This is a genomic window from Ruegeria sp. AP11 (genome assembly GCF_056535865.1).
This window is the reverse complement of the sequence record NZ_JBQFJB010000001.1, coordinates 3,343,777-3,367,989: the sequence shown is the minus strand read 5'-3', so window position 1 is coordinate 3,367,989 and position 24,213 is coordinate 3,343,777. Positions and strand designations below refer to the sequence as shown.

Annotated in this window: 21 protein-coding genes and 1 tRNA gene; 15 read left to right on the top strand and 7 right to left on the bottom strand. The window is 58.8% G+C overall.

Features of this window, described 5'->3' with window-relative positions; genetic code table 11:
* Positions 1 to 8 precede the first annotated feature (8 nt).
* From ACR3E4_RS16830 to ACR3E4_RS16820, 3 genes are all read left to right on the top strand, one after another.
* Positions 9 to 1,070: a methyltetrahydrofolate cobalamin methyltransferase gene (locus ACR3E4_RS16830; protein WP_480532318.1), complete on the top strand. Its 1,062-nt coding sequence runs from the start codon at positions 9 to 11 to the stop codon at positions 1,068 to 1,070.
* A 128-nt stretch (positions 1,071 to 1,198) separates the two neighbouring features.
* Entirely contained in the window at positions 1,199 to 2,023 is an 825-nt protein-coding gene (locus ACR3E4_RS16825; RefSeq protein WP_480532320.1) for a polyphosphate kinase 2 family protein, read from the top strand.
* 56 nt (positions 2,024 to 2,079) lie between these two features.
* Positions 2,080 to 2,153: transfer RNA gene (locus ACR3E4_RS16820), tRNA-Gly, on the top strand.
* A gap of 11 nt (positions 2,154 to 2,164) precedes the next feature.
* On the opposite strand, the gene ACR3E4_RS16815 is transcribed toward ACR3E4_RS16820, so the two are convergent.
* Together ACR3E4_RS16815 and ACR3E4_RS16810 are read right to left on the bottom strand one after the other, a co-directional pair.
* On the bottom strand, positions 2,165 to 3,022 hold the full coding sequence (locus ACR3E4_RS16815) for a class I SAM-dependent methyltransferase (RefSeq protein ID WP_480532322.1): 858 nt from the start codon (positions 3,020 to 3,022) through the stop codon (positions 2,165 to 2,167).
* A gap of 21 nt (positions 3,023 to 3,043) precedes the next feature.
* Positions 3,044 to 5,089 carry an ASKHA domain-containing protein gene (locus ACR3E4_RS16810; RefSeq protein WP_480532324.1) on the bottom strand — a complete coding sequence of 682 codons (2,046 nt, stop codon included), beginning with the start codon at positions 5,087 to 5,089 and terminating at the stop codon, positions 3,044 to 3,046.
* 215 nt (positions 5,090 to 5,304) lie between these two features.
* On the opposite strand from ACR3E4_RS16810, the gene guaB reads away from it, so the two are divergent.
* The 3 genes from guaB (at position 5,305) to ACR3E4_RS16795 (ending at position 10,327) form a co-directional block, all read left to right on the top strand.
* Positions 5,305 to 6,753 (top strand): IMP dehydrogenase, encoded by a 1,449-nt coding sequence (gene guaB, locus ACR3E4_RS16805; RefSeq protein WP_480532326.1) that lies wholly within the window; start codon positions 5,305 to 5,307, stop codon positions 6,751 to 6,753.
* Positions 6,754 to 6,775: 22 nt separating this feature from the next.
* Entirely contained in the window at positions 6,776 to 7,936 is a 1,161-nt protein-coding gene (locus ACR3E4_RS16800) for an RsmB/NOP family class I SAM-dependent RNA methyltransferase (protein ID WP_480532328.1), read from the top strand.
* A gap of 105 nt (positions 7,937 to 8,041) precedes the next feature.
* The gene (locus ACR3E4_RS16795; protein ID WP_480532330.1) at positions 8,042 to 10,327 is read left to right on the top strand and encodes an ATP-binding protein; all 2,286 of its coding nucleotides are present in this window, start codon (positions 8,042 to 8,044) and stop codon (positions 10,325 to 10,327) included.
* On the opposite strand, the gene ACR3E4_RS16790 is transcribed toward ACR3E4_RS16795, so the two are convergent.
* On the bottom strand, positions 10,324 to 10,917 hold the full coding sequence (locus tag ACR3E4_RS16790) for a gamma-glutamyl kinase (protein ID WP_480532332.1): 594 nt from the start codon (positions 10,915 to 10,917) through the stop codon (positions 10,324 to 10,326). The two genes, ACR3E4_RS16795 and ACR3E4_RS16790, sit on opposite strands and share 4 nt — an antisense overlap.
* Positions 10,918 to 11,107: 190 nt before the next feature.
* Here ACR3E4_RS16790 and recA point away from each other — a divergent pair, with 190 nt between their 5' ends.
* The 6 genes from recA (at position 11,108) to ACR3E4_RS16760 (ending at position 17,146) form a co-directional block, all read left to right on the top strand.
* Positions 11,108 to 12,172 (top strand): recombinase RecA, encoded by a 1,065-nt coding sequence (gene recA, locus ACR3E4_RS16785; protein ID WP_480520511.1) that lies wholly within the window; start codon positions 11,108 to 11,110, stop codon positions 12,170 to 12,172.
* A gap of 181 nt (positions 12,173 to 12,353) precedes the next feature.
* Positions 12,354 to 15,026: an alanine--tRNA ligase gene (alaS, locus tag ACR3E4_RS16780; protein ID WP_480532334.1), complete on the top strand. Its 2,673-nt coding sequence runs from the start codon at positions 12,354 to 12,356 to the stop codon at positions 15,024 to 15,026.
* Between the two features lies 1 nt (position 15,027).
* The gene (locus ACR3E4_RS16775) at positions 15,028 to 15,315 is read left to right on the top strand and encodes a DUF1330 domain-containing protein (RefSeq protein ID WP_480532336.1); all 288 of its coding nucleotides are present in this window, start codon (positions 15,028 to 15,030) and stop codon (positions 15,313 to 15,315) included.
* Positions 15,316 to 15,743: 428 nt separating this feature from the next.
* Positions 15,744 to 16,271, top strand: coding sequence for a transglutaminase-like cysteine peptidase (locus tag ACR3E4_RS16770; protein WP_480532338.1), 528 nt, complete (start codon positions 15,744 to 15,746; stop codon positions 16,269 to 16,271).
* A 91-nt stretch (positions 16,272 to 16,362) separates the two neighbouring features.
* A complete protein-coding gene (locus ACR3E4_RS16765) occupies positions 16,363 to 16,773 on the top strand; it encodes a hypothetical protein (protein WP_480567097.1) in 411 nt (136 codons plus the stop codon).
* Between the two features lie 151 nt (positions 16,774 to 16,924).
* Complete coding sequence (locus tag ACR3E4_RS16760) at positions 16,925 to 17,146, top strand: hypothetical protein (protein WP_480567096.1); 222 nt, start codon at positions 16,925 to 16,927, stop codon at positions 17,144 to 17,146.
* 248 nt (positions 17,147 to 17,394) lie between these two features.
* Here ACR3E4_RS16760 and typA read toward each other — a convergent pair whose 3' ends face one another.
* From typA to ACR3E4_RS16740, 4 genes are all read right to left on the bottom strand, one after another.
* Positions 17,395 to 19,212, bottom strand: coding sequence for a translational GTPase TypA (gene typA, locus ACR3E4_RS16755; RefSeq protein WP_480536554.1), 1,818 nt, complete (start codon positions 19,210 to 19,212; stop codon positions 17,395 to 17,397).
* Positions 19,213 to 19,288: 76 nt separating this feature from the next.
* Positions 19,289 to 19,615, bottom strand: coding sequence for an SMR family transporter (locus ACR3E4_RS16750; protein WP_480536555.1), 327 nt, complete (start codon positions 19,613 to 19,615; stop codon positions 19,289 to 19,291).
* A gap of 380 nt (positions 19,616 to 19,995) precedes the next feature.
* Positions 19,996 to 20,241: a hypothetical protein gene (locus ACR3E4_RS16745; protein WP_480536557.1), complete on the bottom strand. Its 246-nt coding sequence runs from the start codon at positions 20,239 to 20,241 to the stop codon at positions 19,996 to 19,998.
* Positions 20,241 to 20,894: an alpha/beta hydrolase gene (locus tag ACR3E4_RS16740; RefSeq protein ID WP_480469767.1), complete on the bottom strand. Its 654-nt coding sequence runs from the start codon at positions 20,892 to 20,894 to the stop codon at positions 20,241 to 20,243. The genes ACR3E4_RS16745 and ACR3E4_RS16740 overlap by 1 nt, the downstream gene beginning before the upstream one ends.
* Positions 20,895 to 21,072: 178 nt before the next feature.
* On the opposite strand from ACR3E4_RS16740, the gene iscR reads away from it, so the two are divergent.
* From iscR to sufB, 3 genes are read left to right on the top strand one after another with little or no spacing between them, the layout of a single operon-like run.
* Complete coding sequence (gene iscR, locus ACR3E4_RS16735) at positions 21,073 to 21,531, top strand: Fe-S cluster assembly transcriptional regulator IscR (RefSeq protein WP_480536558.1); 459 nt, start codon at positions 21,073 to 21,075, stop codon at positions 21,529 to 21,531.
* Between the two features lie 54 nt (positions 21,532 to 21,585).
* The gene (locus tag ACR3E4_RS16730) at positions 21,586 to 22,665 is read left to right on the top strand and encodes a cysteine desulfurase family protein (protein WP_480536560.1); all 1,080 of its coding nucleotides are present in this window, start codon (positions 21,586 to 21,588) and stop codon (positions 22,663 to 22,665) included.
* An 18-nt stretch (positions 22,666 to 22,683) separates the two neighbouring features.
* On the top strand, positions 22,684 to 24,204 hold the full coding sequence (gene sufB / locus ACR3E4_RS16725) for a Fe-S cluster assembly protein SufB (RefSeq protein WP_480536561.1): 1,521 nt from the start codon (positions 22,684 to 22,686) through the stop codon (positions 24,202 to 24,204).
* Positions 24,205 to 24,213: the final 9 nt, after the last annotated feature.

The window sequence follows — 24,213 nt, the reverse complement described above, 5'->3', positions numbered from 1 at the left end:
GAACGGACATGACCCGTACAGTCGTAGAATCAAAAACAAAAACCGCCGTCCTGGGCTTTGACGAACCGTTCTGCGTGATCGGTGAGCGGATCAACCCGACCGGCCGCAAGAAACTGGCCGCTGAACTGGAAGCAGGCGATTTCTCGACCGTCGAGAAAGACGCGCTGGCACAGGTCGCAGCAGGCGCGACCGTTCTGGATATCAACGCGGGCGTTGTCTATAACTCAAACCCCAACCCCAACGAGACCGAGCCGCCGCTGATGACCAAGATCGTCGAGCTGGTGCAGGGTCTGGTCGATGTGCCGCTGTGCATCGACTCGTCGGTTCCCGGCGCGCTTGAGGCAGGTCTTGAGGCCGCCGAGGGCCGTCCGCTGCTGAACTCGGTCACCGGCGAAGAAGAGCGTCTGGAATTGGTTCTGCCGCTGGTCAAGAAATACAACGTTCCAGTCGTGGCGATCTCGAACGACGACACCGGCATCTCGGAAGATCCCGATGTTCGGTTCGAAGTGGCCCGCAAGATCGTTGAACGTGCGGCCGATTTCGGTATCCCCGCGCATGACATCGTGGTTGACCCGCTGGTTATGCCCATCGGTGCGATGGCAACCGCTGGCCAGCAGGTGTTCGCTCTGGTCCGTCGCCTGCGCGAAGAGCTGGGCGTGAACACCACTTGCGGCGCGTCCAACATCTCGTTCGGCCTGCCGAACCGTCACGGCATCAACAATGCGTTCCTGCCGATGGCGATGGGCGCTGGCATGACCTCGGCGATCATGAACCCGGTGGCTTTGCCGGTCGGACCCAAGAAACTGGCCGAGAAAAAGGCAGAGGTTGAAGCCAAGGGAATCGTGCTGCCTGCGGATATGGACGATGAGACCTTCTGCCAGCTGTTCGGTCTGGGCTCGACCCAGCCGCGCGCGGGCAAGGAAATGGAGGCCATCCGCGCCGCCAACCTGCTGACCAACAACGACCCGCATGGCGGGGCGTGGATCAAGTTCAACAAAGCGCCTGACGAGGCCGGTGCAGCCGGCGCTGCAGGTGGCCGTCGTGGCGGTGGCCGCCGCCGCCGCGCCTGATCCAATCACTTTGTATCCGAAAGGCCGGGCCCAGCGCCCGGCCTTTTTCGTTTTGACACGGATCAAGGCCCTTTGTGGCCGGACCGGAAAGACTGTTTGCATCCGAACGCGTGCAGCAGGTGCTCAGAATGGTTCATCACCCTCCGAAACTCTCAGATGCGGATCTGACGAAACGGCTTGGAAAGAAAGAGTATTTCGATCGGCTGGTGGATTTACAGGCACAGTTGGCCTTGATCCAGCAGGCGTTTCTGTTTCACGGCCACAAGGGCATTCTGGTATTTGAGGGCTGGGATGCGGCAGGCAAGGGCGGCACCATCCGACGGATCAGTCAGGCGCTGGACCCGCGCAGTTTCAAGGTCTGGCCCATCGGCGCGCCGCGCAACTACTATCTGAACCGCCACTATCTGCTGCGCTTTTGGGAGAGGCTGCCCCCCGCAGGGGCCATATCCGCCTTTGATCGTAGCTGGTATGGCCGTGTTCTGGTCGAAAGGCTGGAAAACCTGACGCCGGAACAGCGCTGGCGCGCGGCTTATCAGGAAATCAATGATTTTGAGCGCATGTTGGTGGATGACGGGGCGCGGATCGTGAAACTGTTCTTTCACATTTCTGCAGACGAACAGATGGCACGCTTTACCGAACGTCTGCGCAATCCGATGAAGCGCTGGAAACTGACCTATGAGGATTTCCGCAATCGTGAGCGTTGGGACGAGGCTCAGGTAGCCGTTGATGAGATGCTGGCGCGGACATCGACGGAAACCGCGCCGTGGCATGTGATCCCTGCCAACAACAAGAAATACGCTCGCATCTCGGCAATGCAGGCCATCGTCAAGGCATTCTCAAAAGACGTGGACCTGAGCCCACAGCATCTCGATCAGCGCACGTTGGAGGCCGCGCGCAAGGCGCTGGATGTGGATCAATCCCTGATCGACAGTATTCGCGCCAGAACAGAGTGAGCGCGTTGAATGCCGCTTGCAGTCGGTCAACAGGCGATGCTATCCACGCCTTTGCGGCGGGTATGATGTAATGGTAGCCTGTCAGCTTCCCAAGCTGAACGCGCGGGTTCGATTCCCGCTACCCGCTCCAATTTCCTGACATCACCGAGGCGCGCGCGCCTGAAGAAGGTTGATTACGGCAGGAACCTTCACACCTTCGGGTGTTTGGTATGTTTTAAACTCTGAAGCGACTGCATTGACGATGGCGTCGACATCCTCTTGCGTGCCTTCGAAATGAGCAACGACCCGGGCGGCGGGTCCGACCCGAGTACATAACAAAGCGGCATCTTCGACGGTTGCGGGACCTGTAAGCGTCAGCGGAACCGCCTTGACCTGCACATCGCTCAGACCTGCGGCAGACATCAGACCCGCCACCCTCTCGCGGTCGTGAAACGACAATGGCCCCGGCGCGTTTCGGTCTACCTTGGGCGGCTGGCCCAACCGTTTGACAGCCACAACATGAGGCGTCTTGAACCACGGGTTTTCCGACAATCCGCCCCATGCGGCAAAGGTCATTTGCCCGCCGGGTTTCAAAGCGCGTGCCATATTGGTGAAGGCTGCAACCGGATCTGAAAAGAACATGACGCCAAAGCGTGAGATCAGGGCATCGTAACGGCCTGCACCAAGATCCGAGACCTGCGCGTCGGCATATTGGAACGCCAGCCCCTCAAGCTGGTCACGGGCCGCGCGGTCCCGGGCCCGTTTCAGAAACTGTTCCGAAATATCAACGCCCAGCACGCGACCTTTAGTGCCGACCTGCCGGGAGGCCCGCAGGGAACTTGCGCCAGTACCGCAACCGATATCAAGAACCCGCATTCCGGGTTGAAGCGCGGCTTGATCAAGGACCAGGTCCAGAACCGGGGTGAACAGGCTGTCCAGCTGATCTTCGAAGGTCAGCCATCGTGTGCCCATTTCGGACTTGCCCCAGAACTCTTCCTGGTCTTCGTTGATTGTCAGCATCTTTGCCCCCTTGTGAGGGGACTATGACCTCCTGCGGCGGCGACGGCCAGATTTTTCCTCATCCCCGCCGCCGGTGTTGAAGGACGGCGCGGGCAGGGTGACCACTTGTGCCAGTTCGGGGAACGGATCGGTTTTGTGCGGGATTGCGTTGGCGGCGACGAAGTGATCCTGGAACTTGGGCTCAATGGCGGTTTCAACCTTGGTGATCTCGCGCACCACACGCTCGATTTCAGCCCGTGAGCCGATATTGCACAGCGCGATCCGCGCGCCGGTGCCTGCGGCGTTGCCAGCGCTAGAGACCTTGTCCAGCGGCGCGTCTGGGATCATGCCCAGAACCATCGCATGTTTGGTCGAGATATGGGCACCGAAAGCGCCGGCCAAAACCACCCGATCCACGCGATCGACCTCCATCACGTCCATCAGCAGGCGGGCGCCGGCATAAAGCGCGGATTTCGCCAGTTGGATGGCGCGGATATCGCCCTGCGTGACCGTGATGCGCGGACCGCCCTCGGCGCTGGCGTCGTGGATCAGATAGGCATGTGTCCGGCCTTCGGGCACGCAACGCGCGGTGCCAGTCTGCTCGGCGGACCCGATCAGGCCACTTTCGTCCAGCAATCCGGCGATGCGCATCTCGGCTACGGCCTCGATGATGCCCGAGCCGCAGATACCGGTGATGCCCGTGGTGGCGACATCGAGGTCAAAGCCTTCTTCGTCAGACCATTTTTCGGACCCGATGATACGAAAGCGGGGTTCTTTGGTGACGGGGTCGATCTCGATCCGTTCAATGGCACCGGGCGCGGCGCGCTGGCCCGAACTGATCTGGGCGCCCTCGAAGGCGGGGCCGGTGGGAGAGGAACAGGCCAGCACACGTTGGGTGTTGCCCAGCAGGATTTCCGCGTTGGTACCCACATCGACGATCAGTACGAGGTCTTCCGATTTGCCGGGTTCTTCCGACAGCGCCACGGCGGCGCAGTCCGCGCCCACATGGCCCGCGATGCACGGCAGGATATAAACCTGTGCGCGCGGGTTCATGGTTGTCAGGTCCATCTCGCGCGCGGGCAGTGAGACGCTCTCGGATGTGGCCAGCGCAAACGGGGCCTGCCCCAGTTCGACCGGGTCCAGACCCAGCAGCAGGTGGTGCATGACCGGGTTACACACAAAGACCGTCTCGACGATCAGGGCCGCGTCGATCCCGGCTTCCTCGGCAATCGAGGTTGTCAGGTCATTGATCGCCTCACGCACGGCCTTGGTCATTTCCTGATCGCCGCCGGGGTTCATCATGGCGTAGGACACGCGGCTCATCAGGTCTTCGCCGAACCGGATCTGCGGGTTCATCAGGCCCGAGGACGCCTTGACCTCACCCGTCTCCAGATCGGTCAGGTGCGCGGCGATGGTGGTCGAGCCGAGGTCGATGGCCAGACCATAAAGACCGCTTTCATGCAGCCCGGGCCAGATTTCGACGATGCGGGCGACGCTGTCCTTGTGGCCTTTGTGAACGGCCACCGTGACTTCCCACTTGCCCTTGCGCAGCACCGGCTGCAGCTTGGACATCAGCGACAGGTCGGCGGTGACCGCGTCAAGGTTCCATTGCTGCTGCAGGGCGCGCTCCAACCGTTCCAGATCGCCGGTGGGCGAGTGCATGTCGGGTTCTTCGACCACGACGAAATAGAGGCGCGTCGCCGGGTCCATGGTGATGGCGCGCGCGGCGGCGGCCTTGCGGACGACCTGCCGGTGAACCTGGCTTTCGGGCGGCACGTCGATCACCACGTCGCCCTGCACCGAGGCCTGACAGCCAAGGCGACGGCCCGGTTTCAACCCGCGCTTTTCGTCATAGCGCTGCTCGACTGCATTCCACTCGCTCAGCGCGACTTCGGAGACGGTGACGCCATGCTTGGGGAACTCGCCATAGCTGGGGGTGATCTGGCATTTCGAACAGATCCCGCGCCCGCCGCAGACCGAATCCAGATCGACGCCCAACTGGCGGGCTGCGGTCAGAATCGGTGTGCCAACGGGGAAGTGCCCGCGTTTGCCGGACGGGGTGAAAACGACAAGAGGTTCGGTGGTCATGAATGGCCTGCCTTTGTATTCGCGCGTATGCGGTGGAACATATGGGTTTGAACGCAAAGCGAAAGGGTATTCAGCGGCACGTTTTGCACCGCTTGCGTCGTTTTCGGGTGCGGTAGAACCCCACATGGGAAAACAACTTGGGTTCAGGGCTTTCCCTTGGTCAAAATCCATGTAATAGGGTCACCGTCAAACGGGCTTTTGCATGGGGTTTTCAGATGCAGATTCGTGAGGCACTCACCTTTGACGACGTTCTTCTGGTTCCGGGCGCATCTTCTGTGCTTCCGGCAACAGCGGACACAAGCACGCGCGTGACGCGCGAGATCACCATGAACATCCCGCTGCTCAGCTCGGCGATGGACACGGTGACCGAGGCGCGTATGGCCATCGCCATGGCGCAGGCGGGCGGCATTGGAGTGGTCCACAAGAACTTGTCGGTCGAAGAGCAGGCGCGCGAGGTACGGCGCGTCAAGCGGTTTGAATCCGGCATTGTTTATAACCCGGTCACGCTGCGCGCGGATCAGACGCTGGCGGATGCGCAGGCATTGGTCGAGCGTTACAACTTCACCGGTTTTCCGGTCGTTGACCGCGACGGGCGCGTCGTTGGTATCGTCACCAATCGGGACATGCGGTTTGCCACCTCGGACGACACGCCAATCCACGCGATGATGACGGCGGACAATCTGGCGATGCTGCAGGAACCGGCCGATCTGGAAGAGGCTAAAAGCCTGATGCGCGCCCGTCGGATCGAGAAACTGTTGGTCGTGGATGGCTCTGGCAAGCTGACCGGTCTGCTGACCCTGAAGGACACCGAACAGGCGGTGCTGAACCCCACCGCCTGCAAGGACCGGCTGGGTCGCTTGCGGGTGGCGGCGGCGACATCGGTCGGGGATGCCGGGTTTGAACGGTCCGAGCAACTGGTGGATTCGGGTGTCGACATCATTGTTGTGGATACTGCACATGGTCATTCGCAAGGGGTTCTGGACGCAGTGAAACGCGCCAAGACGCTGTCGAATGAGGTTCAGATCATCGCGGGTAACGTAGCGACGGCCGAAGCAACCAAGGCGCTGATCGATGCCGGGGCGGATGCAATCAAGGTTGGGATCGGGCCGGGCTCGATCTGCACCACGCGAATGGTTGCGGGGGTCGGCGTACCTCAGTTGACCGCGATCATGGATTGCGCGGCAGCAGCAGGCGATGTGCCAGTGATCGCCGACGGAGGCATCAAGTTCTCGGGCGATTTTGCCAAGGCGATTGCAGCGGGGGCGTCCTGCGCCATGGTCGGCTCGATGATCGCGGGCACCGATGAAAGCCCGGGCGAGGTGATCCTGTATCAGGGCCGGTCGTTCAAATCCTATCGCGGCATGGGAAGCCTTGGCGCAATGGCGCGCGGTTCGGCGGATCGGTATTTCCAGAAGGACGCCGCCAATGACAAGCTGGTGCCCGAAGGGATCGAGGGGCAGGTACCCTACAAGGGCTCGGCCAGCGCGGTTGTGCATCAACTGGTCGGCGGTCTGCGCGCTGCAATGGGCTATACCGGATGCGCCACCGTTGATGAGATGCGCCGTAACTGCAACTTCGTCAAAATCACCGGTGCGGGCCTGAAGGAAAGCCATGTGCATGACGTTCAGATCACTCGTGAAAGCCCGAATTACCGGGTGATGTAAGCGATCGAGATCGGAGACAGCGATGACCCCGGCAGCGCGCGTGCAGGCCGCGATCGAGTTACTCGATGAGATTCTGACGGGGGTGCCTGTCGAAAAGGCGCTGACCGGATGGGCCCGTCGCAGCCGGTTCGCCGGGTCAAAAGACCGCGCGGCGATCCGCGATCATGTGTTCGGGGCGTTGCGCTGCAAGCGATCTTTCGCAACGCGAGGCGGTTCCGAGACGGGCCGGGGCCTGATGATTGGCTCGATCCGCACGGCGGGCGCAGACCCTTCAGACATGTTCACAGGCGAACAGTTCGCGCCATCACCTGTTAAGGCTGAGGATCGGGATTCGGACTTTCGAACCGACGCCGAACGCCTTGATATTCCCGAATGGCTCTGGCCGGAGTTTCAGCGCGCGTTGGGTGATGAGGCGGAGCAGGCAGCGATGGCATTGCAATCCCGCGCGCCGGTGCATCTGCGTGTAAACCGCGCAAAGGCCCAGCGGTCGGACGCGGTTGAAAGACTGGCTGCCGAGGGCATTCGGACATGTCCGCATCCAGCCTGCGACACCGCGCTTGAGGTCATCGAAGGCGAGCGTAAGATCGCGCAGAGCAATGGCTATAAGGCGGGGCTTATCGAGTTGCAGGATGCGGCAAGCCAGGCGGTTGTTGCGGCGCTCGACCTGAGATCCGGTATGCGGGTTCTGGACTTTTGTGCGGGCGGCGGAGGCAAAACGCTGGCTTTGGCGGCGGTTGAGGGCGTGCAGGTGTTTGCTCATGACGCCAATCCGGCCCGGATGCGGGATTTGCCTGCGCGGGCTGAGCGGGCAGGGGCCAGAGTGACCATCCTGACCGCGGAGCAACTCGCGCAACAGGCCCCGTTTGATGTCGTGCTGACGGATGTTCCCTGTTCAGGCAGTGGCTCCTGGCGACGTGCGCCCGCAGGGAAGTGGGCGCTGACGCCTGAACGTTTGAACGCGCTGTCCGAGATTCAGACGGGCATATTGAAAGAGGTCGCACCACTGGTCGCAGCCAAAGGGGTATTGGCTTATGCCACATGTTCGATGCTGACAGCCGAGAATGACGCCGTGGTCGACGGGTTTCTTTTGGATCACCCCACCTGGCATTCAGTTTTCCGCAAAACGTGGCTGGTTTCCCACGGTACGGATGGATTCTATACAGGTCACTTGACGCGAAGCTGATTGTATAAAATCAACTATAAGAAGTTCATCCCGCACTTGCGTTAAGCGGGGGTTAACCATTGCAGGCCGATATTGGCCAAAAATTGAGTTAACAAGAGCTGCTTTATGTCCTGTCTTTCCGATGTTTTCCCCAGCGATCAAAGCCGATGGGACAACGTGAACCTGCGCTATGTCCTTTTGGGGATAATCGCGGTTGGTTTATGCCTGAGCGCAACCATCGGTCTGGTGCCCTCGCCCTGGAGCCTGATGATTGCCGCGGTCGGGCTGTCCTTTCTGGTGGTCGGCGTCTTTCAGATCGTGCACCAACGGCTTGTTCAGACGGCAGAGCATCGGGTGCAGACTTATCTGGCCACCTATCTGGACCATCAGGATTCGGCCTGTCTTGTGGCGGACACGAACGGCGATATCCTTGTTGCCAACACATTTGCCAGAACCTGCTTTCGTGCCAGGGTGGGGGATCGGTTGGAAATATGCCTCCGATCTGTAATCGCGCATCCTGCCTCTGTTCTTCTGCGCCTGCAGTCACAAGCAGCGGCGAAGGGGTATGCGCGGAAAGACATCGTGACGCGCGGGCAGTCGGTTTCATTGTTTGTTTCGCAGCTGAATCATGACAGGTTTTGCTGGCGCATTACTGCGGACACCGAAAGTGCCTGGGCCGATATCAACGTTCCGGTCATAACCGTCGGCTTTGATGACGTTATTCTGGGGCTGAACGACAGTGCCAGGGGATTGCTGGGCGATACTCCATCGACTGTCGGGCAGGTGTTTATAGATGGCGGTTCAGACGGCCTTCGACAGATTATTACGCCGCAGGGCAAAATGCCTGTGATCGTCTCGACCCTGCGGGAAAACGGCCTGGTGCGTGATCTGCTGTTGCTTCCGGCCGAAGAAACCGGTTCGGTCGCTGATGCGGCCTCATTCACGGACCTTCCGGTGCCCATCATGCGGTTGTCTCCGGACGGAGAGATTCTGGAAGCCAACCCGTTGGCGGAACAGCTGGTCGGAGAAATCAAACCCGGCAACGCCAATATCGAGGCGTTGATGCAAGGCCTCGGTCATCCGCTGAGGGATTGGTTGACCCGCACGATCGCGCAGGACACAGCTTCGCGGTCTGAATTCCTGCGCCTGACGCGGCGGGACAAAGAGGTTTTTGTTCAGGTCACGCTATCCCGTACGCAACGTGATGGGCAGGCGGGCCTGATTGCCGTGTTGAACGACGCGACCGAACTCAAGACGCTCGAAGCGCAGTTCGTGCAAGGCCAGAAGATGCAGGCCGTGGGGCAATTGGCGGGTGGTGTTGCACATGATTTCAACAACCTTCTGACCGCGATTTCCGGTCATTGTGACCTGCTGCTGTTGCGCCATGATCAGAGTGATCCGAACTACAGTGATCTCATCCAGATCAACCAGAACGCCAACCGCGCGGCAGCGCTGGTCAGCCAATTGCTGGCCTTTTCACGCAAACAGACCCTGCGGCCCGAAACGCTGGATCTGCGTGACACGATCTCAGATCTGATCCACCTGCTGAACCGGCTTGTGGGCGAGAAGGTCCGGCTGACCCTCAGCCACGATCCCGTGCTCAAACCCGTCTGTGCGGATAAACGGCAACTCGAACAGGTGTTGATGAACCTCGTGGTCAACGCGCGCGATGCGATGCCGGATGGTGGAGAGATTCGGATCGAGACCGAAGTCCTGGCCCTGGATCGCCCCCTTACGCGCGACCGGGCCACCGTACAGCCCGGAGAATACGTCACGGTGAAAGTGATCGACAGCGGTGTCGGCATCCCCGCCGACAAGCTGCTAAAAGTGTTCGAGCCTTTCTACACCACCAAGCGCACGGGTGAGGGGACGGGGCTGGGCCTTTCCACCGTCTATGGAATCGTAAAGCAGACAGGCGGGTTTATTTTTGTCGATAGTGTGCAGGGCAAGGGCACCGAGTTTACCGTCCTGCTGCCCGTGGGTGCTGCGGTTGAACCCGCAGAGCCCGAAGCCCCCGTGACGCTGGAGGAACATGACTCACGACAGGGGGAAGGCGTTGTTCTGCTGGTTGAAGACGAAGCTCCGGTGCGCGCTTTTGCGACCCGGGCGTTGCGTTTGAAAGGCTATACCGTGCTCGAAGCAGAATCAGCCGAAGACGCTCTGCAATTGCTGGAGGACCCGGATCTGTCGGTGGATGTCTTTGTCACCGATGTGGTGATGCCCGGTATGGATGGCCCAACCTGGGTACGTCAGGCCCGGCAGACGCGTCCGGATGTCAAAGTAGTCTTTATGTCTGGCTATACCGAAGGGGCATTCAACGAAACAGGTCCCAAGATTGAAAACTCGGCGTTCCTGCCAAAGCCCTTTTCACTCACCCAACTGACCGAGGCGGTGTACCAGCAGCTTGGCTAGCGCGCCGATTGGTGAAGCGCGAATTCAGCGGCGTGCAGGGTTCTAAACCGCTGCTCGGTTTCGGGCGACAGGTCCAATGGGAGATCGGGTGAGACATTCTCGCGCGCGAGATGAATGCCACAACCCAAGCGATCTTGTAGGAATCGCAATATCTCATCCTGGTTTTCATACTTGAACAAATGATCAACGCCGGCGCCGTTGCTGCGCGGTTTCAGGAAATCGGTCTGGCATCCGACATCCGCAAAGGCCGGACGCGGGGACTGCAAATAGGCGTTGAGGAAGGCATCAAAATTCATCCCCTGAGTCGCATGTGGATGACCGGCGCGTTCGGGGCGGCTGCGATATCGATACCAGCTTCCCAGCCAATCGATGGGCTCGCGGATAACGGCCATCACCTCCATCTCGGTATCGAACATCTTGCGGAACATGGTTTGAAAGAACCGGTCATAGCGGCGCATGTTCGCGTGTTTCAGGTCAGTCGGACCCGCGATGACAAGATCCGCCCGGTCGCGCAAAGCGGTCTGATAGGCGGTACTGCCGGTTTTCGGAACGGATAAAAGCGCCAGACGCTCTTTGTAAAACACAAGCATTTTTCTTTTCTCTTCAACGCTTTTCGTGTCGCAGATTGTCGTAAACGACTCTTTAACACAATTGTCCAACAGTGGGTTTCATAAGTTTTAGTTGAAATGTTCTCTTTTTGGTCCCATAAGGAACAAGAGGCGAACAAAGCAGCGATTGCCGCCCGTCAAAGGGTGTGACAAAAGGGATAGTGACAGGACAATGGCGGATCTTCTGACGATGAGCGACAAGAAAAACGCAGACAAGCAAAAGGCGCTCGACAGCGCGTTGGCACAGATCGAACGGCAGTTCGGCAAGGGCTCGATCATGAAGCTGGGCGAGGATTCCAAGCAGGATATCGAGGCAAGCTCGACCGGCTCGCTGGGGCTGGATATCGCGCTGGGGATCGGCGGTCTGCCGATGGGCCGGATTGTTGAGATTTACGGACCGGAAAGTTCCGGTAAAACCACGCTGACGCTGCACTGCATTGCAGAACAGCAGAAACGCGGCGGCGTTTGTGCATTCGTTGATGCGGAACATGCGCTGGACCCGCAATATGCCCGCAAGCTGGGTGTCGATCTGGATGAGTTGCTGATTTCGCAGCCCGACACAGGTGAGCAGGCGTTGGAGATCACCGATACGCTGGTGCGGTCGGGGGCTGTGAACATGGTCGTGGTCGACTCGGTGGCGGCGCTGACGCCTAAATCCGAGCTTGAGGGCGACATGGGCGACAGCAACGTGGGCGTACAGGCGCGACTGATGAGCCAGGCGATGCGCAAGCTGACCGGCTCGATCAGCCGTTCGAACTGCATGGTGATCTTCATCAACCAGATTCGGATGAAGATCGGTGTCATGTTCGGCAGCCCGGAAACCACCACCGGTGGTAATGCGCTGAAATTCTACAGTTCGGTTCGACTGGACATCCGCCGCATCGGTGCGATCAAGGACCGGGATGAGGTGGTCGGCAACCAGACCCGTGTGAAGGTTGTGAAGAACAAGGTGGCACCGCCGTTCAAGCAGGTGGAATTCGACATCATGTATGGCGAAGGCATCAGCAAAATGGGCGAGCTGCTGGATCTGGGCGTGAAGGCTGGTGTGGTCGAGAAGTCTGGCTCGTGGTTCAGCTATGGCGATGAACGCATCGGGCAGGGGCGCGAGAACGCCAAGCAATATCTGCGCGACAACACCCGGGCCGCGCTTGAGATCGAGGACAAGATCCGCGCCGCGCATGGTCTGGACTTTGAGATGCCGCCCGAGGCGGAAGAGGATGATATCCTCGAAGCCTGAAGAACGCTGACGGGAACAGTGGAAATCCCCCGGTGCCCCCTGAGGTGCTGAGAATACTTGGAACAGGGCGGTCCATCAGGGCCGCCTTGTTTCGTATCGGAGTGGCCAACGCTGTGGACACTCCCGAGGTGGAGGGCTAAACCTTCGCAGACCCATATGAATGTGCGCCGAGAGAGCCCAAATGCCCACGCTGAACGATATCCGATCAACTTTTCTGAACTACTTCGCCAAGCAGGGCCATGAAGTCGTGGCGTCCAGCCCGCTTGTTCCCCGCAATGACCCGACCCTGATGTTCGTGAACTCGGGCATGGTGCAGTTCAAGAACCTGTTTACGGGTCTGGAAACACGCGACTATAGCCGTGCCACTACGGCGCAGAAATGTGTGCGCGCTGGCGGCAAGCACAACGATCTGGACAACGTTGGTTATACAGCGCGCCACCATACATTCTTTGAAATGCTGGGAAATTTCTCGTTCGGAGACTATTTCAAGCACGATGCCATCCCTTTCGCGTGGGAGCTGATCACCAAGGAATTCGGCATCGACAAAGACCGTCTGCTGACCACCGTCTATCATACGGATGATGAAGCCTTTGAGATCTGGAAAAAAGTCGGCGTGCCCGAAGATCGGATCATTCGTATCGCCACCAATGACAACTTCTGGCAGATGGGCCCGACCGGCCCCTGCGGCCCGTGTACCGAGATCTTCTATGACCATGGCGACCACATCTGGGGTGGCCCTCCGGGCTCGGCCGAGGAAGACGGGGACCGGTTCATCGAGATCTGGAACATCGTTTTCATGCAGAACGAGCAATTCGAGGACGGCTCGATGGTTGAACTCGACATGCAGTCGATCGATACCGGTATGGGGCTGGAGCGGATCGGCGCTCTGCTTCAGGGCAGCCATGACAACTATGACACCGACCTGTTCAAGACACTGATCGAGGCGTCGGCGGATGCCACCGGGGTTGATCCTTATGGCGATCAGAATGTGCATCACCGGGTGATTGCGGACCACCTGCGCTCGACCTCGTTCCTGATTGCGGATGGGGTGATGCCCAGCAATGACGGGCGCGGCTATGTCCTGCGCCGCATCATGCGCCGCGCGATGCGCCATGCACATCTATTGGGCGTGAAGGATCCGGTGATGCACCGATTGGTGCCATCCCTCGTTCAGTTGATGGGTGCACAGTATTCCGAATTGGGACAGGCGCAGGCTCTGATCGAAGAGACGCTTTTGCTTGAGGAAACGCGTTTCAAGCAGACCCTCGACCGCGGTCTCAAGCTGCTGGACGACGAGGTTGCGGGCCTTCCCGAAGGTGCGGCTTTGCCGGGTGATGCGGCCTTCAAGCTCTACGACACCTATGGCTTTCCGCTGGACCTGACGCAGGATGCCCTGCGTGAAAAGGGCCGGACCGTCGATACCGATGGGTTCGATGCCGCTATGGCCGAGCAGAAGGCCAAGGCCCGCGCCGCATGGTCCGGTTCCGGGGAAGCGGCTGACCAGGCTGTATGGTTCGACGTATTGGACGCCGCCGGGGCCACGGATTTCCTGGGGTACGACACCGAAAAAGCCGAAGGACAGGTGGCCGCGCTTATCGTTGACGGCGCATTGGTGGACAAGATCGATCAGGGCGGTTCCGGATGGGTCGTCGTGAACCAGACCCCGTTTTATGGCGAGGCGGGTGGTCAGATCGGCGACGCAGGTGAGATCCGGCGCCTGGAAGAGCGTTCGGATGTTTCACGCGTCGAAGATACCCGGAAATTTGCGGATGGTAAGGTCTATGCGCACAAGATCACCGTGGATCAGGGCGTTCTGTCCAAGGGCGACGCGGTTGAACTTGAGGTCGATCATGCCCGCCGCACGGCCATCCGCGCCAACCATTCGGCCACACACCTGCTGCATGAAGCGCTGCGCGAAACGCTTGGCGATCACGTTGCACAGCGGGGCTCGCTGAATGCCGCTGAGCGTCTGCGGTTCGACTTCAGCCACTCCAAGGCTTTGACTTTGGAGGAAATTCAGAAGGTCGAGCGCGAGGTGAACGCGTTCATTCGTCAGAATTCCAGCGTCGAGACCCGTATCATGACGCCGGATGACGCACGTGCGCTGGGTGCGCAGGCGTTGTTTGGCGAGAAATACGGCGACGAGGTGCGTGTGGTTTCGATGGGCAAGGCCCCCACCGGCAAAGGGCAGGATGGCGAGACCTGGTCGATTGAACTGTGCGGCGGCACCCATGTCCGTCAGACCGGTGATATTGGAACATTTGTGGTGCTGGGCGACAGTGCCAGCAGTGCAGGTGTGCGGCGGATCGAAGCGCTGACCGGTGATGAAGCGTTCAAATACCTCTCTGCACAGGACCAACGTCTGGGCGCGATTGCGCTTGAGCTGAAGGCGCAGCCGGACGACGTAGTGGCGCGTGTGAAATCCCTGATGGATGAACGCAAGGCGCTGCAGAACGAAGTGGCTCAGCTGCGCCGTGATCTGGCGATGGCCGGTGGCGCGGGGCAGGGCAGTGGTGCCGAGGCCCGACAGGTGAATGGCGTTTCGTTTTTGGCGCAGGCTCTGACCGGTGTGTCCGGCAAGGATCTGCCCGCTCTGATTGATGAACATAAAAGCCGCCTGGGAACAGGCGCGGTACTGCTGATCGCCGATACGGGCGGTAAGGCGGCGGTCGCTGCGGGTGTGACCCCTGACCTGACAGACAAGGTGTCGGCGGTTGATCTGGTCAAAGCTGCCGTGGCGGAACTGGGCGGTAAAGGCGGCGGGGGCCGTCCCGATATGGCACAGGGGGGCGGCAGAGACGCATCGAACGCGGATGCGGCCATCAAGGCCGCCGAACAGGTTTTGGGAGGATAAGATGCCAGCACTCTGGATCGCACATGTGACGGTGACGGATGCCGAAGCGTATGGAAAGTATGCAGAACTCGCTGGTCCGGCGATTGCGGCACATGGTGGTGAATTCATCGCCCGCGCCGCGCGCTTCGTTCAGCTCGAGGGAAAGGAGCGGCCACGCAATGTCGTAGCGCGGTTCCCCTCGCTTGAGGCGGCGGTGGATTGTTATCATTCCCCCGAATACCAAGAGGCACTTGACCACGCCCGTGGCGCCAGCGAGCGCGAGCTGATGGTCGTCGAAACCACCGAATGAGAATCACTCGGGTGTGTCGACACCTGACAGTTAAGTGATCTATGGGCGCGCAGCATCGACTGCGCGTTCAATTTTTTCACGCAAATGATCTTCTTATAGTTAATAATTACAACGTGTTATGCGGCGTTCTTGTTGTATTTAGCTTTCTGATTGTGACCAACGCGCCATGATCTGGCGCGGAAATGGTCACAAAATATGACGAATTTCCGCCGCTTTTTCCCCCCAGCTTCAACAAGGATTGCGTGCTGCCCCTCGTTTACGGATATTTCCCAAGCAACAGATAGGGTTCTGCGTCACGCCAATCGATTGGTTTGAACAGTGCTCGAGGGACAGGAATGGCGCGGCTAGGAACGACATTGAAGACCGTTGGACATCGTATCGTTCGGTTTGGCGCCGGCTGCGCCGCTGCTGCGATGGTGTGCAGCTCAATGTTGCTCGGGTCGAGCGCGGATGCGCGTGACACAGCATTCATCACCAGCGGAGCCGCTTCGCCGCCACCTTCGGGTGCGCGCCAACTGTGTCGGGATTATACCTGGGCCTGCGCACAAAAATCTGCAGCGTCGATGCCCAGCGAACAGGAAATGAAGCTGGTCAAGAAGATCAATCGTCGTGTGAATTCATCGACGCGTGAAGTGACCGATCAGATTCAGTACAAAACCCGCGAACTTTGGGCGCTCCCTACGTCATTGGGTGGTGATTGCGAGGATTTTGCGTTGCTCAAGAAACGGGATTTGATCCAGGCTGGCATCGATCCACGCAAGCTATTGATCGCAACGGTTCTGGATACGCGCCGAAACTCTCATGCCGTCCTGGTCTATCGTTCGAGCCAGGGGGATCTGGTTCTGGACAATCTGACCAATCGGATCAAACCCTGGTCTGAAACGCGCTATCTGTTCCTGCGGATGCAAGATCCGAAGCAGCCGCGCAATTGGGTTGGGGTTTACGGACGAAGCTGAAAAACAGCGCTCATCAAGTCAAGATTCGTCGGTAATTGACGTAAAAAGGCGATCTGATTGATCGCCTTTTTCTGTGTTCGGCCGCACTATCGTGGCTCTTGAACTAGGTTTGCGGTTCACCGCCTTTGCCGTCGTCGCCTTTGCCGTCGTCGCCTTTGCCGTCGTCGCCTTTGCCGTCGTCGCCTTTGCCGTCGTCGCCTTTGCCGTCGTCGCCTTTGCCGTCGTCGCCTTTGCCGTCGTCGCCTTTGCCGTCGTCGCCTTTGCCGTCGTCGCCTTTGCCGTCGTCGCCTTTGCCGTCGTCGCCTTTGCCGTCGTCGCCTTTGCCGTCGTCGCCTTTGCCGTCGTCGCCTTTGCCGTCGTCGCCTTTGTCGTCGTCGCCTTTGCCGTCGTCGCCTTTGCCGTCGTCGCCTTTGCCGTCGTCGCCTTTGCCACCGCCGCCTTTGCCGCCATCGTTGTCTGCGCCGGGATCTTTATCATCGTCGTCCGGATCGTCGTTGCCTGAATTGGAACTGTTTGTAGCTCCATCATCACCGCGCTGATTTTCATCGGCTGGACCATCGCCAGACCGCTGATCCGTAAATCCGATAGATGCAGTTGGAAAGTCCGTCAGGACTGCTGCGAAGCCGGGGCAATCAAGCAGAGTCCGTTCGAGGATGGACTCGAAATCAGCCCTGCGCTGGATATATTTCAGCATCCGAGAACTGACGACATCGCAAGCACAAAGGGTGTTGGACGATACCGACTGTTTGGCGGTCGCGACGGTGCACATTGCGCTGGCTGAAGTTGGCGCCAAAACGGGCAATGTCGCCGAAAGAAAAACAATGGATAACAGTCTGGGTTTGATGCGCATGGCGCCACTCCTGAATACTCGTTAACTACACCGCGATATACAGAAGCGGCGTCATATTTTGAACATGAAGTGATCAATATTCCGTCGTTTTTGCAAGGAGAAGGCGAGGCGGATTCGTTCGGATATATCTAGGAGAAAATATAAATTTAATAAAAACAAAGGGTAAGCCTGATGCGCGGGCTGCCCCTCATTTCGTGGAGGTGTTTGGATATGACGCAAAATTGCCACGATTGCGCCATTGTTTCCAAACTGTGAACCAGATTACTGCAAGGCCTACGCGGATTTGGACATTCTTTTACGTTCGTGCGGATCCAAGTAGCGTTTGCGCAGGCGCACCGCATTCGGTGTCACCTCGACCAGCTCATCATCGTCGATATAAGCGATGGCCTCTTCCAGCGAGAACTGAACATGCGGGGTAAGACGGACAGCATCGTCCGAGCCGCTGGCGCGTACGTTTGTCAGCTTTTTGCCCTTCAGCGGATTCACCTCAAGGTCGTTGTCGCGCGAATGCTCGCCGATCACCATGCCCTGATAGACATCCGTTTGCGGCGCAACGAACATGCGTCCACGTTCCTCAAGATTCCAAAGCGCATAGGCGACAGCTTGTCCGTTCTCCATCGAGATCAGGACGCCCGCCCGACGACCGGGAATCGGCCCCTTATGAGCGGCCCAGCCATGGAATACGCGGTTCAGAACGCCGGTGCCGCGAGTGTCGGTCAGGAACTCTCCATGATAGCCGATCAACCCGCGCGACGGGACATGGGCGATGATGCGGGTCTTACCCGCGCCTGCAGGGCGCATCTCGGCCAGTTCGCCTTTACGCGCACCGGTGATTTTCTCGATTACAGCGCCGGAATATTCGTCATCCACGTCGATGGTGACTTCTTCGATGGGTTCCAACCGCTGGCCATCTTCCTCGCGGAACAGAACTTGCGGGCGCGAGATGCTGAGCTCGAACCCTTCGCGGCGCATGTTTTCGATCAGTACGCCCATCTGCAATTCGCCACGGCCCGCAACCTCGAAGGCCTCGCCACCGGGGGTGTCGGTGATGCGGATAGCGACGTTCGATTCGGCCTCTTTCATCAGGCGGTCGCGGATCACACGGGACTGTACCTTCTTGCCGTCACGGCCCGCCAGCGGCGAGTCGTTGATGCCGAAGGTCACGGTGATGGTCGGCGGATCGATGGGCTGGGCGGGCAGGGCCTCATCCACTTGTGGAGAGACGAGTGAATCCGCCACGGTGGCTTTGCTCATGCCGGCGATGGTGACGATGTCACCCGCTTCGGCCACGTCGATGGGCTGTTGTGCCAGACCGCGGAACGCCAGAATCTTCGAGGCGCGGAAGTTTTCGATCAGGGTGCCATCACGGCTGAGTGCCTTGAGGCTGTCGCCTGCCTTCAGTGTGCCGCTTTCCACGCGGCCGGTCAGGATGCGTCCGATGAACGGATCGCTGCCAAGCGTCGTGGCGAGCATCCGGAACGGTTCGTCCTTTTTCTCGATCTGCTTGGGAGCCGGGACGTGATCGACGATCAGATCGAACAGCGCGGTCAGGTCCTTGCGCGGCCCGTCCAGTTCCATATCTGCCCAACCCGAACGACCCGAGGCGTACATGGCGGGAAAGTCCAGCTGATCGTCGTCAGCGCCGAGATTGGCGAAGAGATCAAAGCACTCGTCCAGCGCCCGGTCGGGCTCGGCATCGGGTTTGTCGACCTTGTTCAGAACCACGATCGGGCGCAGGCCCAGTGCCAGCGCCTTGGAGGTGACGAACTTGGTCTGTGGCATCGGCCCTTCAGCTGCGTCGACCAGCAGGACGACTCCGTCGACCATCGACAGGATACGTTCCACCTCACCCCCGAAATCGGCGTGGCCGGGGGTGTCTACGATATTGATACGGGTATCTTTCCACTCGACCGAGGTCGCCTTGGCCAGAATGGTAATGCCGCGCTCGCGCTCGAGATCGTTGCTGTCCATGGCGCGTTCCGCCACGGCCTGATTTTCCCGGAACGCACCGGATTGTTTGAGCAGCTCATCCACCAGCGTTGTTTTGCCGTGGTCCACGTGAGCGATGATTGCGATATTGCGCAGGTCCATGAGAGGTCAGCCTTTGAACGGGAAGTTGCCCGGCGCATAACGTGGTGCGGCGAAATATACCAGCCCTAACCGCCAGTCAGTGGCTGGCAGTGGCGGAAAACAGGTGGATGATCAGAAACCCACTCAGAATCATGCTAAGCCCCAGGATCGCGGACCAGTCGAGGCGTTGTCCGAATACCAGAAAACCAATCAGAACTATCCCAAGACCGGACCAGATCGAATAGACAATCCCGACCAGCAGGGCCCTGTGCGTCAGCGCCATAAGATAAAAGGTGCAGCCGTATCCAGGCACGACAGGAAGCGCGGGCCAGAACCGGGTGATTGCAGACTCCTCTACAATGCGGTTGAACCGAGTGTTTTGGCCATCAGGCCAGCGACGGGATCGGGCAGATCCTGGGCGCAAATGGATCTCTTGTTCGTGGGGTTTTTAGGCTGCGTTTGAGCACAAGCGGCGGGACGCGGGCAGGGCATTTCGAAACATGTTTGCGATTTGGATTAAATTGACCAAAGGTCAGGTAAACCTGACTATTCAGAGAATTGCATGTCATGGTAGTACTTTACGTGTTTAATGGTGTGTTTTCTTAACGAGTTTCCAAAAATGACGACTTTTGCAAAATCTGTCATAATCGTTTCGGTAATGATCGTGGCGCTCGGGTGGCTTGCAGACGGGGGGTCCGTCGACATTGATGCAGCCCAAAGTGTTGATCGGTATATCGGGGTTCCAGTTTAAGCGTCCGCCGAACGATTGTGAAAAAGGAGCTCTCGGGCTCCTTTTTTTTTGGCTTATTGCTTTTCGATCGCTTTCAATTTTGACCGATGTTCGGACAGCTTCTTGACCACGTACTGCCGTGCCTTACGCTCGGCCAGCCTGACGCGGATTTCGGTCAGGAACGCCTCTTCCAGCGATTGCGATGCGGCCGCCAGAACGTCCCCGACCTCGACGAAAAAACGCTCTTCGCCGATTTCATCCATAACCTTGATCGTGTCTTCGGCCAATTTGGCCGCAAGGGTATCGATGGTGTTCGACATCAGCGGGTGTTCTCAGTCAGACGGCGTTTCACGTAATCGGTCACGTCGGTCATTAGCGTGTCCATGTGACGATCCTGGAAGAAATGGTCCGCACCTTCGACCTCGTGATGAGTGATGGTGATGCCTTTCTGCTCGTGCAGCTTACCAACCAACGAGGTGGTGTCGGCAGGCGGCGCTACGCGGTCGGCCGAACCATTGATGATCAGACCCGAAGACGGGCAGGGGGCCAGGAACGAGAAATCATACATATTGGCGGGCGGCGACACGCTGATGAAGCCGGTGATTTCGGGGCGGCGCATCAGCAGCTGCATTCCGATCCACGCGCCAAACGAAAATCCGGCGACCCAGCAGTGTTTTGAGTTGTTGTTCATCGACTGCAGATAATCCAGCGCCGATGCCGCATCGCTCAGCTCGCCCACGCCCTGATCATATTCGCCCTGGCTGCGACCTACGCCCCGGAAGTTAAAGCGCAGGACGGTGAAGCCCATGTTGTAAAAGGCGTAATGCAAGTTATAGACGACCTTGTTGTTCATGGTCCCGCCGAATTGAGGATGCGGGTGCAGCACGATGGCGATCGGTGCGTCTTTTTCCTTTTGCGGGTGGTAGCGGCCTTCCAGGCGGCCTTCGGGTCCGGGAAAAATCACCTCGGGCATGTGTGCTTTGGTCCTGTTTTTTGCCGTATCTGACCCGAGACTATCTTGACGGTAATCGTCGGGTACTTTAGAACGGTTCTAATTACATCTATGTCGCGTAAAGACGCTGTCAGTGGGAGATACGCACTGGCTGCAGCGGCGTCAATGTTTTCGCGCGTACTTGCCGAGAGGGAATGATATGAAGCTGTCGACCAAAGGCCGCTATGCGATGGTTGCGCTTGCTGATATTGCACTTCAGTCTTCCGACAAGCTGGTGACTCTTGGCGAGATATCCGAGCGTCAGGATATTTCTCTTCCCTATCTCGAACAGCTGTTCGTCAAACTGCGGCGGGCCGAACTGGTCAGCTCGGTGCGCGGGCCGGGCGGCGGGTATCGTCTGGCGCGCCCCGCGTCGGATATTCGAGTGGTTGAGGTTCTGGCAGCCGTCGATGAAACGGTAGATGCATTGCACAAGGGCGCAGGTGCTTCGGGTGGGTCCTCGGGCAGCCGGGCGCAATCGTTGACCAACCGTTTGTGGGAAAGTCTGAGTGCGAATGTCTATGTCTTCCTGCACCAGACCCGCCTGTCAGATGTGATCCGGAACGATTTGGCGCCCTGTCCGGCTGTACCTAGCCTGTTTGCTGTCGTAGACGACTGATCCTATGAAGCCGTCAACCGACCAACCGCTGAGCGCACAGAAAAAGATGTATCTATGAAACGGGTTTATCTGGATCATAACGCCACAACACCGCTGCGGCCCGAGGCCCGGGCTGCCATGATGGCGGCGATGGATGTGGTGGGCAATCCATCATCGGTTCATGCCGAGGGGCGGGCAGCGAAGGCGGTCGTCGAACGCGCGAGGGCGCAGGTGGCCGAGGCTGTCGGCTGTCGCCCGCAAGAGGTCATTTTCACCTCGGGCGCGACCGAGGCCGCGCGGGTTCTGGAAAACCGCCCCGAAGGTTGCGACGTGTTTGTCGATGCCACTGCTCACGATGCGCTGTGGTCGCATTTCGATCTGACCCATTGTGGCGAGCGTCCGTATGGCCCCGGTCACACACTGGCGATGGGGCTTGCGAATTCTGAGACCGGGATCATTACCCAGCCGCCCAAAAAGGTGGAAAATCAGTGGCCCTATGGGGCGCGGCGCGCGGATTGGCTGTTGCTGGACATAACTCAGGCCGTGGGGCGTATCCCGTTTTCTTTCACCTGGAGTGGTGCCGATATGGCGATCCTGTCGGCGCATAAGATTGGCGGAACAAAAGGTGTGGGTGCGTTGATCTTACGGCAAGGTCTCGATATCGAGCCTTTGGCCAGCGGCGGTGGTCAGGAGATGGGGCGCAGATCGGGCACCGAAAACCTTGTGGGTATCGCCGGGTTCGGCGCGGCTGCCGAGGCTGCTCAGCGTGATCTGGCAGATGGTGTATGGGAAAATGTCAGGGAACTTAGAAATATTCTAGAAAACGCTCTTGAGGCTGGTTCTAAATCTACTATTTTTGTCGGGAAAGATCAGGAGCGACTCCCGAATACCCTGTGTTTTGCGACGCCCGGCTGGAAAGGCGAAACGCAGGTAATGCAGATGGATTTGTCGGGCTTTGCCATCAGCGCAGGGTCCGCTTGTTCCAGCGGCAAGGTCAAGACCAGTCGGGTTCTGACGGCAATGGGATTTGATGAGGCGGTGGCCTCAAGCGCGGTCCGCGTTTCGCTGGGCCCGCAAACGACGGAAGAAGATGTGTTGCGTTTCGCAGAAACGTGGCTGGAAAAAGAGAAAAAGCATCGCGCGCGCGCCGCGTGATCAGACGGAGGGTGTCAGATGGCCGCTTTGGACCAGACCCAGGTAAAAGAGGGTGTCGATCAGGAAACCGTTGATGCGGTACGCGAGGTCAGCACCTACAAATACGGTTGGGAAACCGATATCGAGATGGAATACGCGCCGAAGGGCGTGAATCCGGACATCGTTCGTCTGATCTCGGAAAAGAATGAAGAACCTGAATGGATGACCGAATGGCGTCTGGCTGCATTCGAGCGCTGGACCCAGATGGAAGAGCCGAACTGGGCCATGGTCAGCTATCCCAAGATCGATTTTCAGGACCAGTATTATTATGCGCGCCCGAAATCGATGGAAGAGAAACCAAAATCGCTGGACGAGGTCGATCCCAAGCTGCTGGCCACCTATGAAAAGCTGGGCATTCCTCTGAAGGAGCAGATGATCCTGGCAGGCGTCGAAGGCGCTGAGGACGCTCCTGCCGAGGGCCGCAAGGTTGCGGTCGACGCGGTGTTTGACTCGGTTTCGGTTGGCACGACCTTTCAGGCCGAACTGAAAAAGGCGGGCGTCATTTTCTGCTCAATCTCTGAGGCGATCAGAGAGCATCCCGAACTGGTCAAGAAATATCTGGGCTCTGTGGTTCCGGTATCAGACAACTTCTATGCCACGCTGAATTCGGCCGTGTTCTCGGACGGGTCCTTCGTCTACATCCCGCCGGGCGTGCGCTGCCCGATGGAACTGAGCACGTATTTCCGCATTAACGCGGAAAACACCGGTCAGTTCGAACGCACCCTGATCATCGCCGACAAGGGGTCTTACGTGTCCTATCTGGAGGGCTGCACCGCACCGCAGCGCGATACCGCGCAGTTGCATGCGGCGGTGGTCGAGATCATCATCGAAGAAGATGCCGAGGTGAAATATTCGACCGTTCAGAACTGGTTCCCCGGGGATGAGAACGGTAAAGGCGGCATTTATAACTTCGTGACCAAACGCGCCGATTGCCGAGGCGACCGGTCCAAGGTGATGTGGACTCAGGTCGAAACCGGTTCGGCCGTGACGTGGAAATACCCGTCCTGCATCCTGCGCGGTGACGACAGCCAGGGTGAGTTCTACTCGATCGCGATCACGAACAACATGCAGCAGGCTGACACCGGCACCAAGATGGTGCATCTGGGCAAGAACACCAAGTCGCGCATCGTGTCGAAAGGTATCAGCGCGGGCAAGGCGCAGAACACATATCGCGGTCTGGTCTCGATGCACCCCAAGGCCAAGGACAGCCGCAACTATACCCAGTGTGACAGCCTGTTGATCGGCGACAAATGCGGCGCGCATACGGTTCCGTATATCGAGGTCAAGAACAACTCATCCCGCGTGGAACACGAAGCGACGACATCCAAGGTGGATGACGATCAGCTGTTCTATTGCCGTCAGCGCGGTATGGACGAAGAAGAAGCGGTGGCGCTGGTCGTCAACGGGTTCTGCAAGGACGTGCTGCAGGCGCTGCCGATGGAGTTCGCCATGGAAGCGCAGCAATTGGTGGCGATTTCACTGGAAGGCTCGGTCGGCTAAGGCAAAATG

Bases quoted from the DNA above. Each gene is read 5' to 3' on its own strand.
- ACR3E4_RS16830 (WP_480532318.1), top strand. From the start codon at position 9: ATGACCCGTACAGTCGTAGAATCAAAAACAAAAACCGCCGTCCTGGGC.
- ACR3E4_RS16825 (WP_480532320.1), top strand. From the start codon at position 1,199: ATGGTTCATCACCCTCCGAAACTCTCAGATGCGGATCTGACGAAACGG.
- ACR3E4_RS16815 (WP_480532322.1), bottom strand. From the start codon at position 3,022: ATGCTGACAATCAACGAAGACCAGGAAGAGTTCTGGGGCAAGTCCGAA.
- ACR3E4_RS16810 (WP_480532324.1), bottom strand. From the start codon at position 5,089: ATGACCACCGAACCTCTTGTCGTTTTCACCCCGTCCGGCAAACGCGGG.
- guaB (WP_480532326.1), top strand. From the start codon at position 5,305: ATGCAGATTCGTGAGGCACTCACCTTTGACGACGTTCTTCTGGTTCCG.
- ACR3E4_RS16800 (WP_480532328.1), top strand. From the start codon at position 6,776: ATGACCCCGGCAGCGCGCGTGCAGGCCGCGATCGAGTTACTCGATGAG.
- ACR3E4_RS16795 (WP_480532330.1), top strand. From the start codon at position 8,042: ATGTCCTGTCTTTCCGATGTTTTCCCCAGCGATCAAAGCCGATGGGAC.
- ACR3E4_RS16790 (WP_480532332.1), bottom strand. From the start codon at position 10,917: ATGCTTGTGTTTTACAAAGAGCGTCTGGCGCTTTTATCCGTTCCGAAA.
- recA (WP_480520511.1), top strand. From the start codon at position 11,108: ATGGCGGATCTTCTGACGATGAGCGACAAGAAAAACGCAGACAAGCAA.
- alaS (WP_480532334.1), top strand. From the start codon at position 12,354: ATGCCCACGCTGAACGATATCCGATCAACTTTTCTGAACTACTTCGCC.
- ACR3E4_RS16775 (WP_480532336.1), top strand. From the start codon at position 15,028: ATGCCAGCACTCTGGATCGCACATGTGACGGTGACGGATGCCGAAGCG.
- ACR3E4_RS16770 (WP_480532338.1), top strand. From the start codon at position 15,744: ATGTTGCTCGGGTCGAGCGCGGATGCGCGTGACACAGCATTCATCACC.
- ACR3E4_RS16760 (WP_480567096.1), top strand. From the start codon at position 16,925: ATGGACTCGAAATCAGCCCTGCGCTGGATATATTTCAGCATCCGAGAA.
- typA (WP_480536554.1), bottom strand. From the start codon at position 19,212: ATGGACCTGCGCAATATCGCAATCATCGCTCACGTGGACCACGGCAAA.
- ACR3E4_RS16745 (WP_480536557.1), bottom strand. From the start codon at position 20,241: ATGTCGAACACCATCGATACCCTTGCGGCCAAATTGGCCGAAGACACG.
- ACR3E4_RS16740 (WP_480469767.1), bottom strand. From the start codon at position 20,894: ATGCCCGAGGTGATTTTTCCCGGACCCGAAGGCCGCCTGGAAGGCCGC.
- iscR (WP_480536558.1), top strand. From the start codon at position 21,073: ATGAAGCTGTCGACCAAAGGCCGCTATGCGATGGTTGCGCTTGCTGAT.
- ACR3E4_RS16730 (WP_480536560.1), top strand. From the start codon at position 21,586: ATGAAACGGGTTTATCTGGATCATAACGCCACAACACCGCTGCGGCCC.
- sufB (WP_480536561.1), top strand. From the start codon at position 22,684: ATGGCCGCTTTGGACCAGACCCAGGTAAAAGAGGGTGTCGATCAGGAA.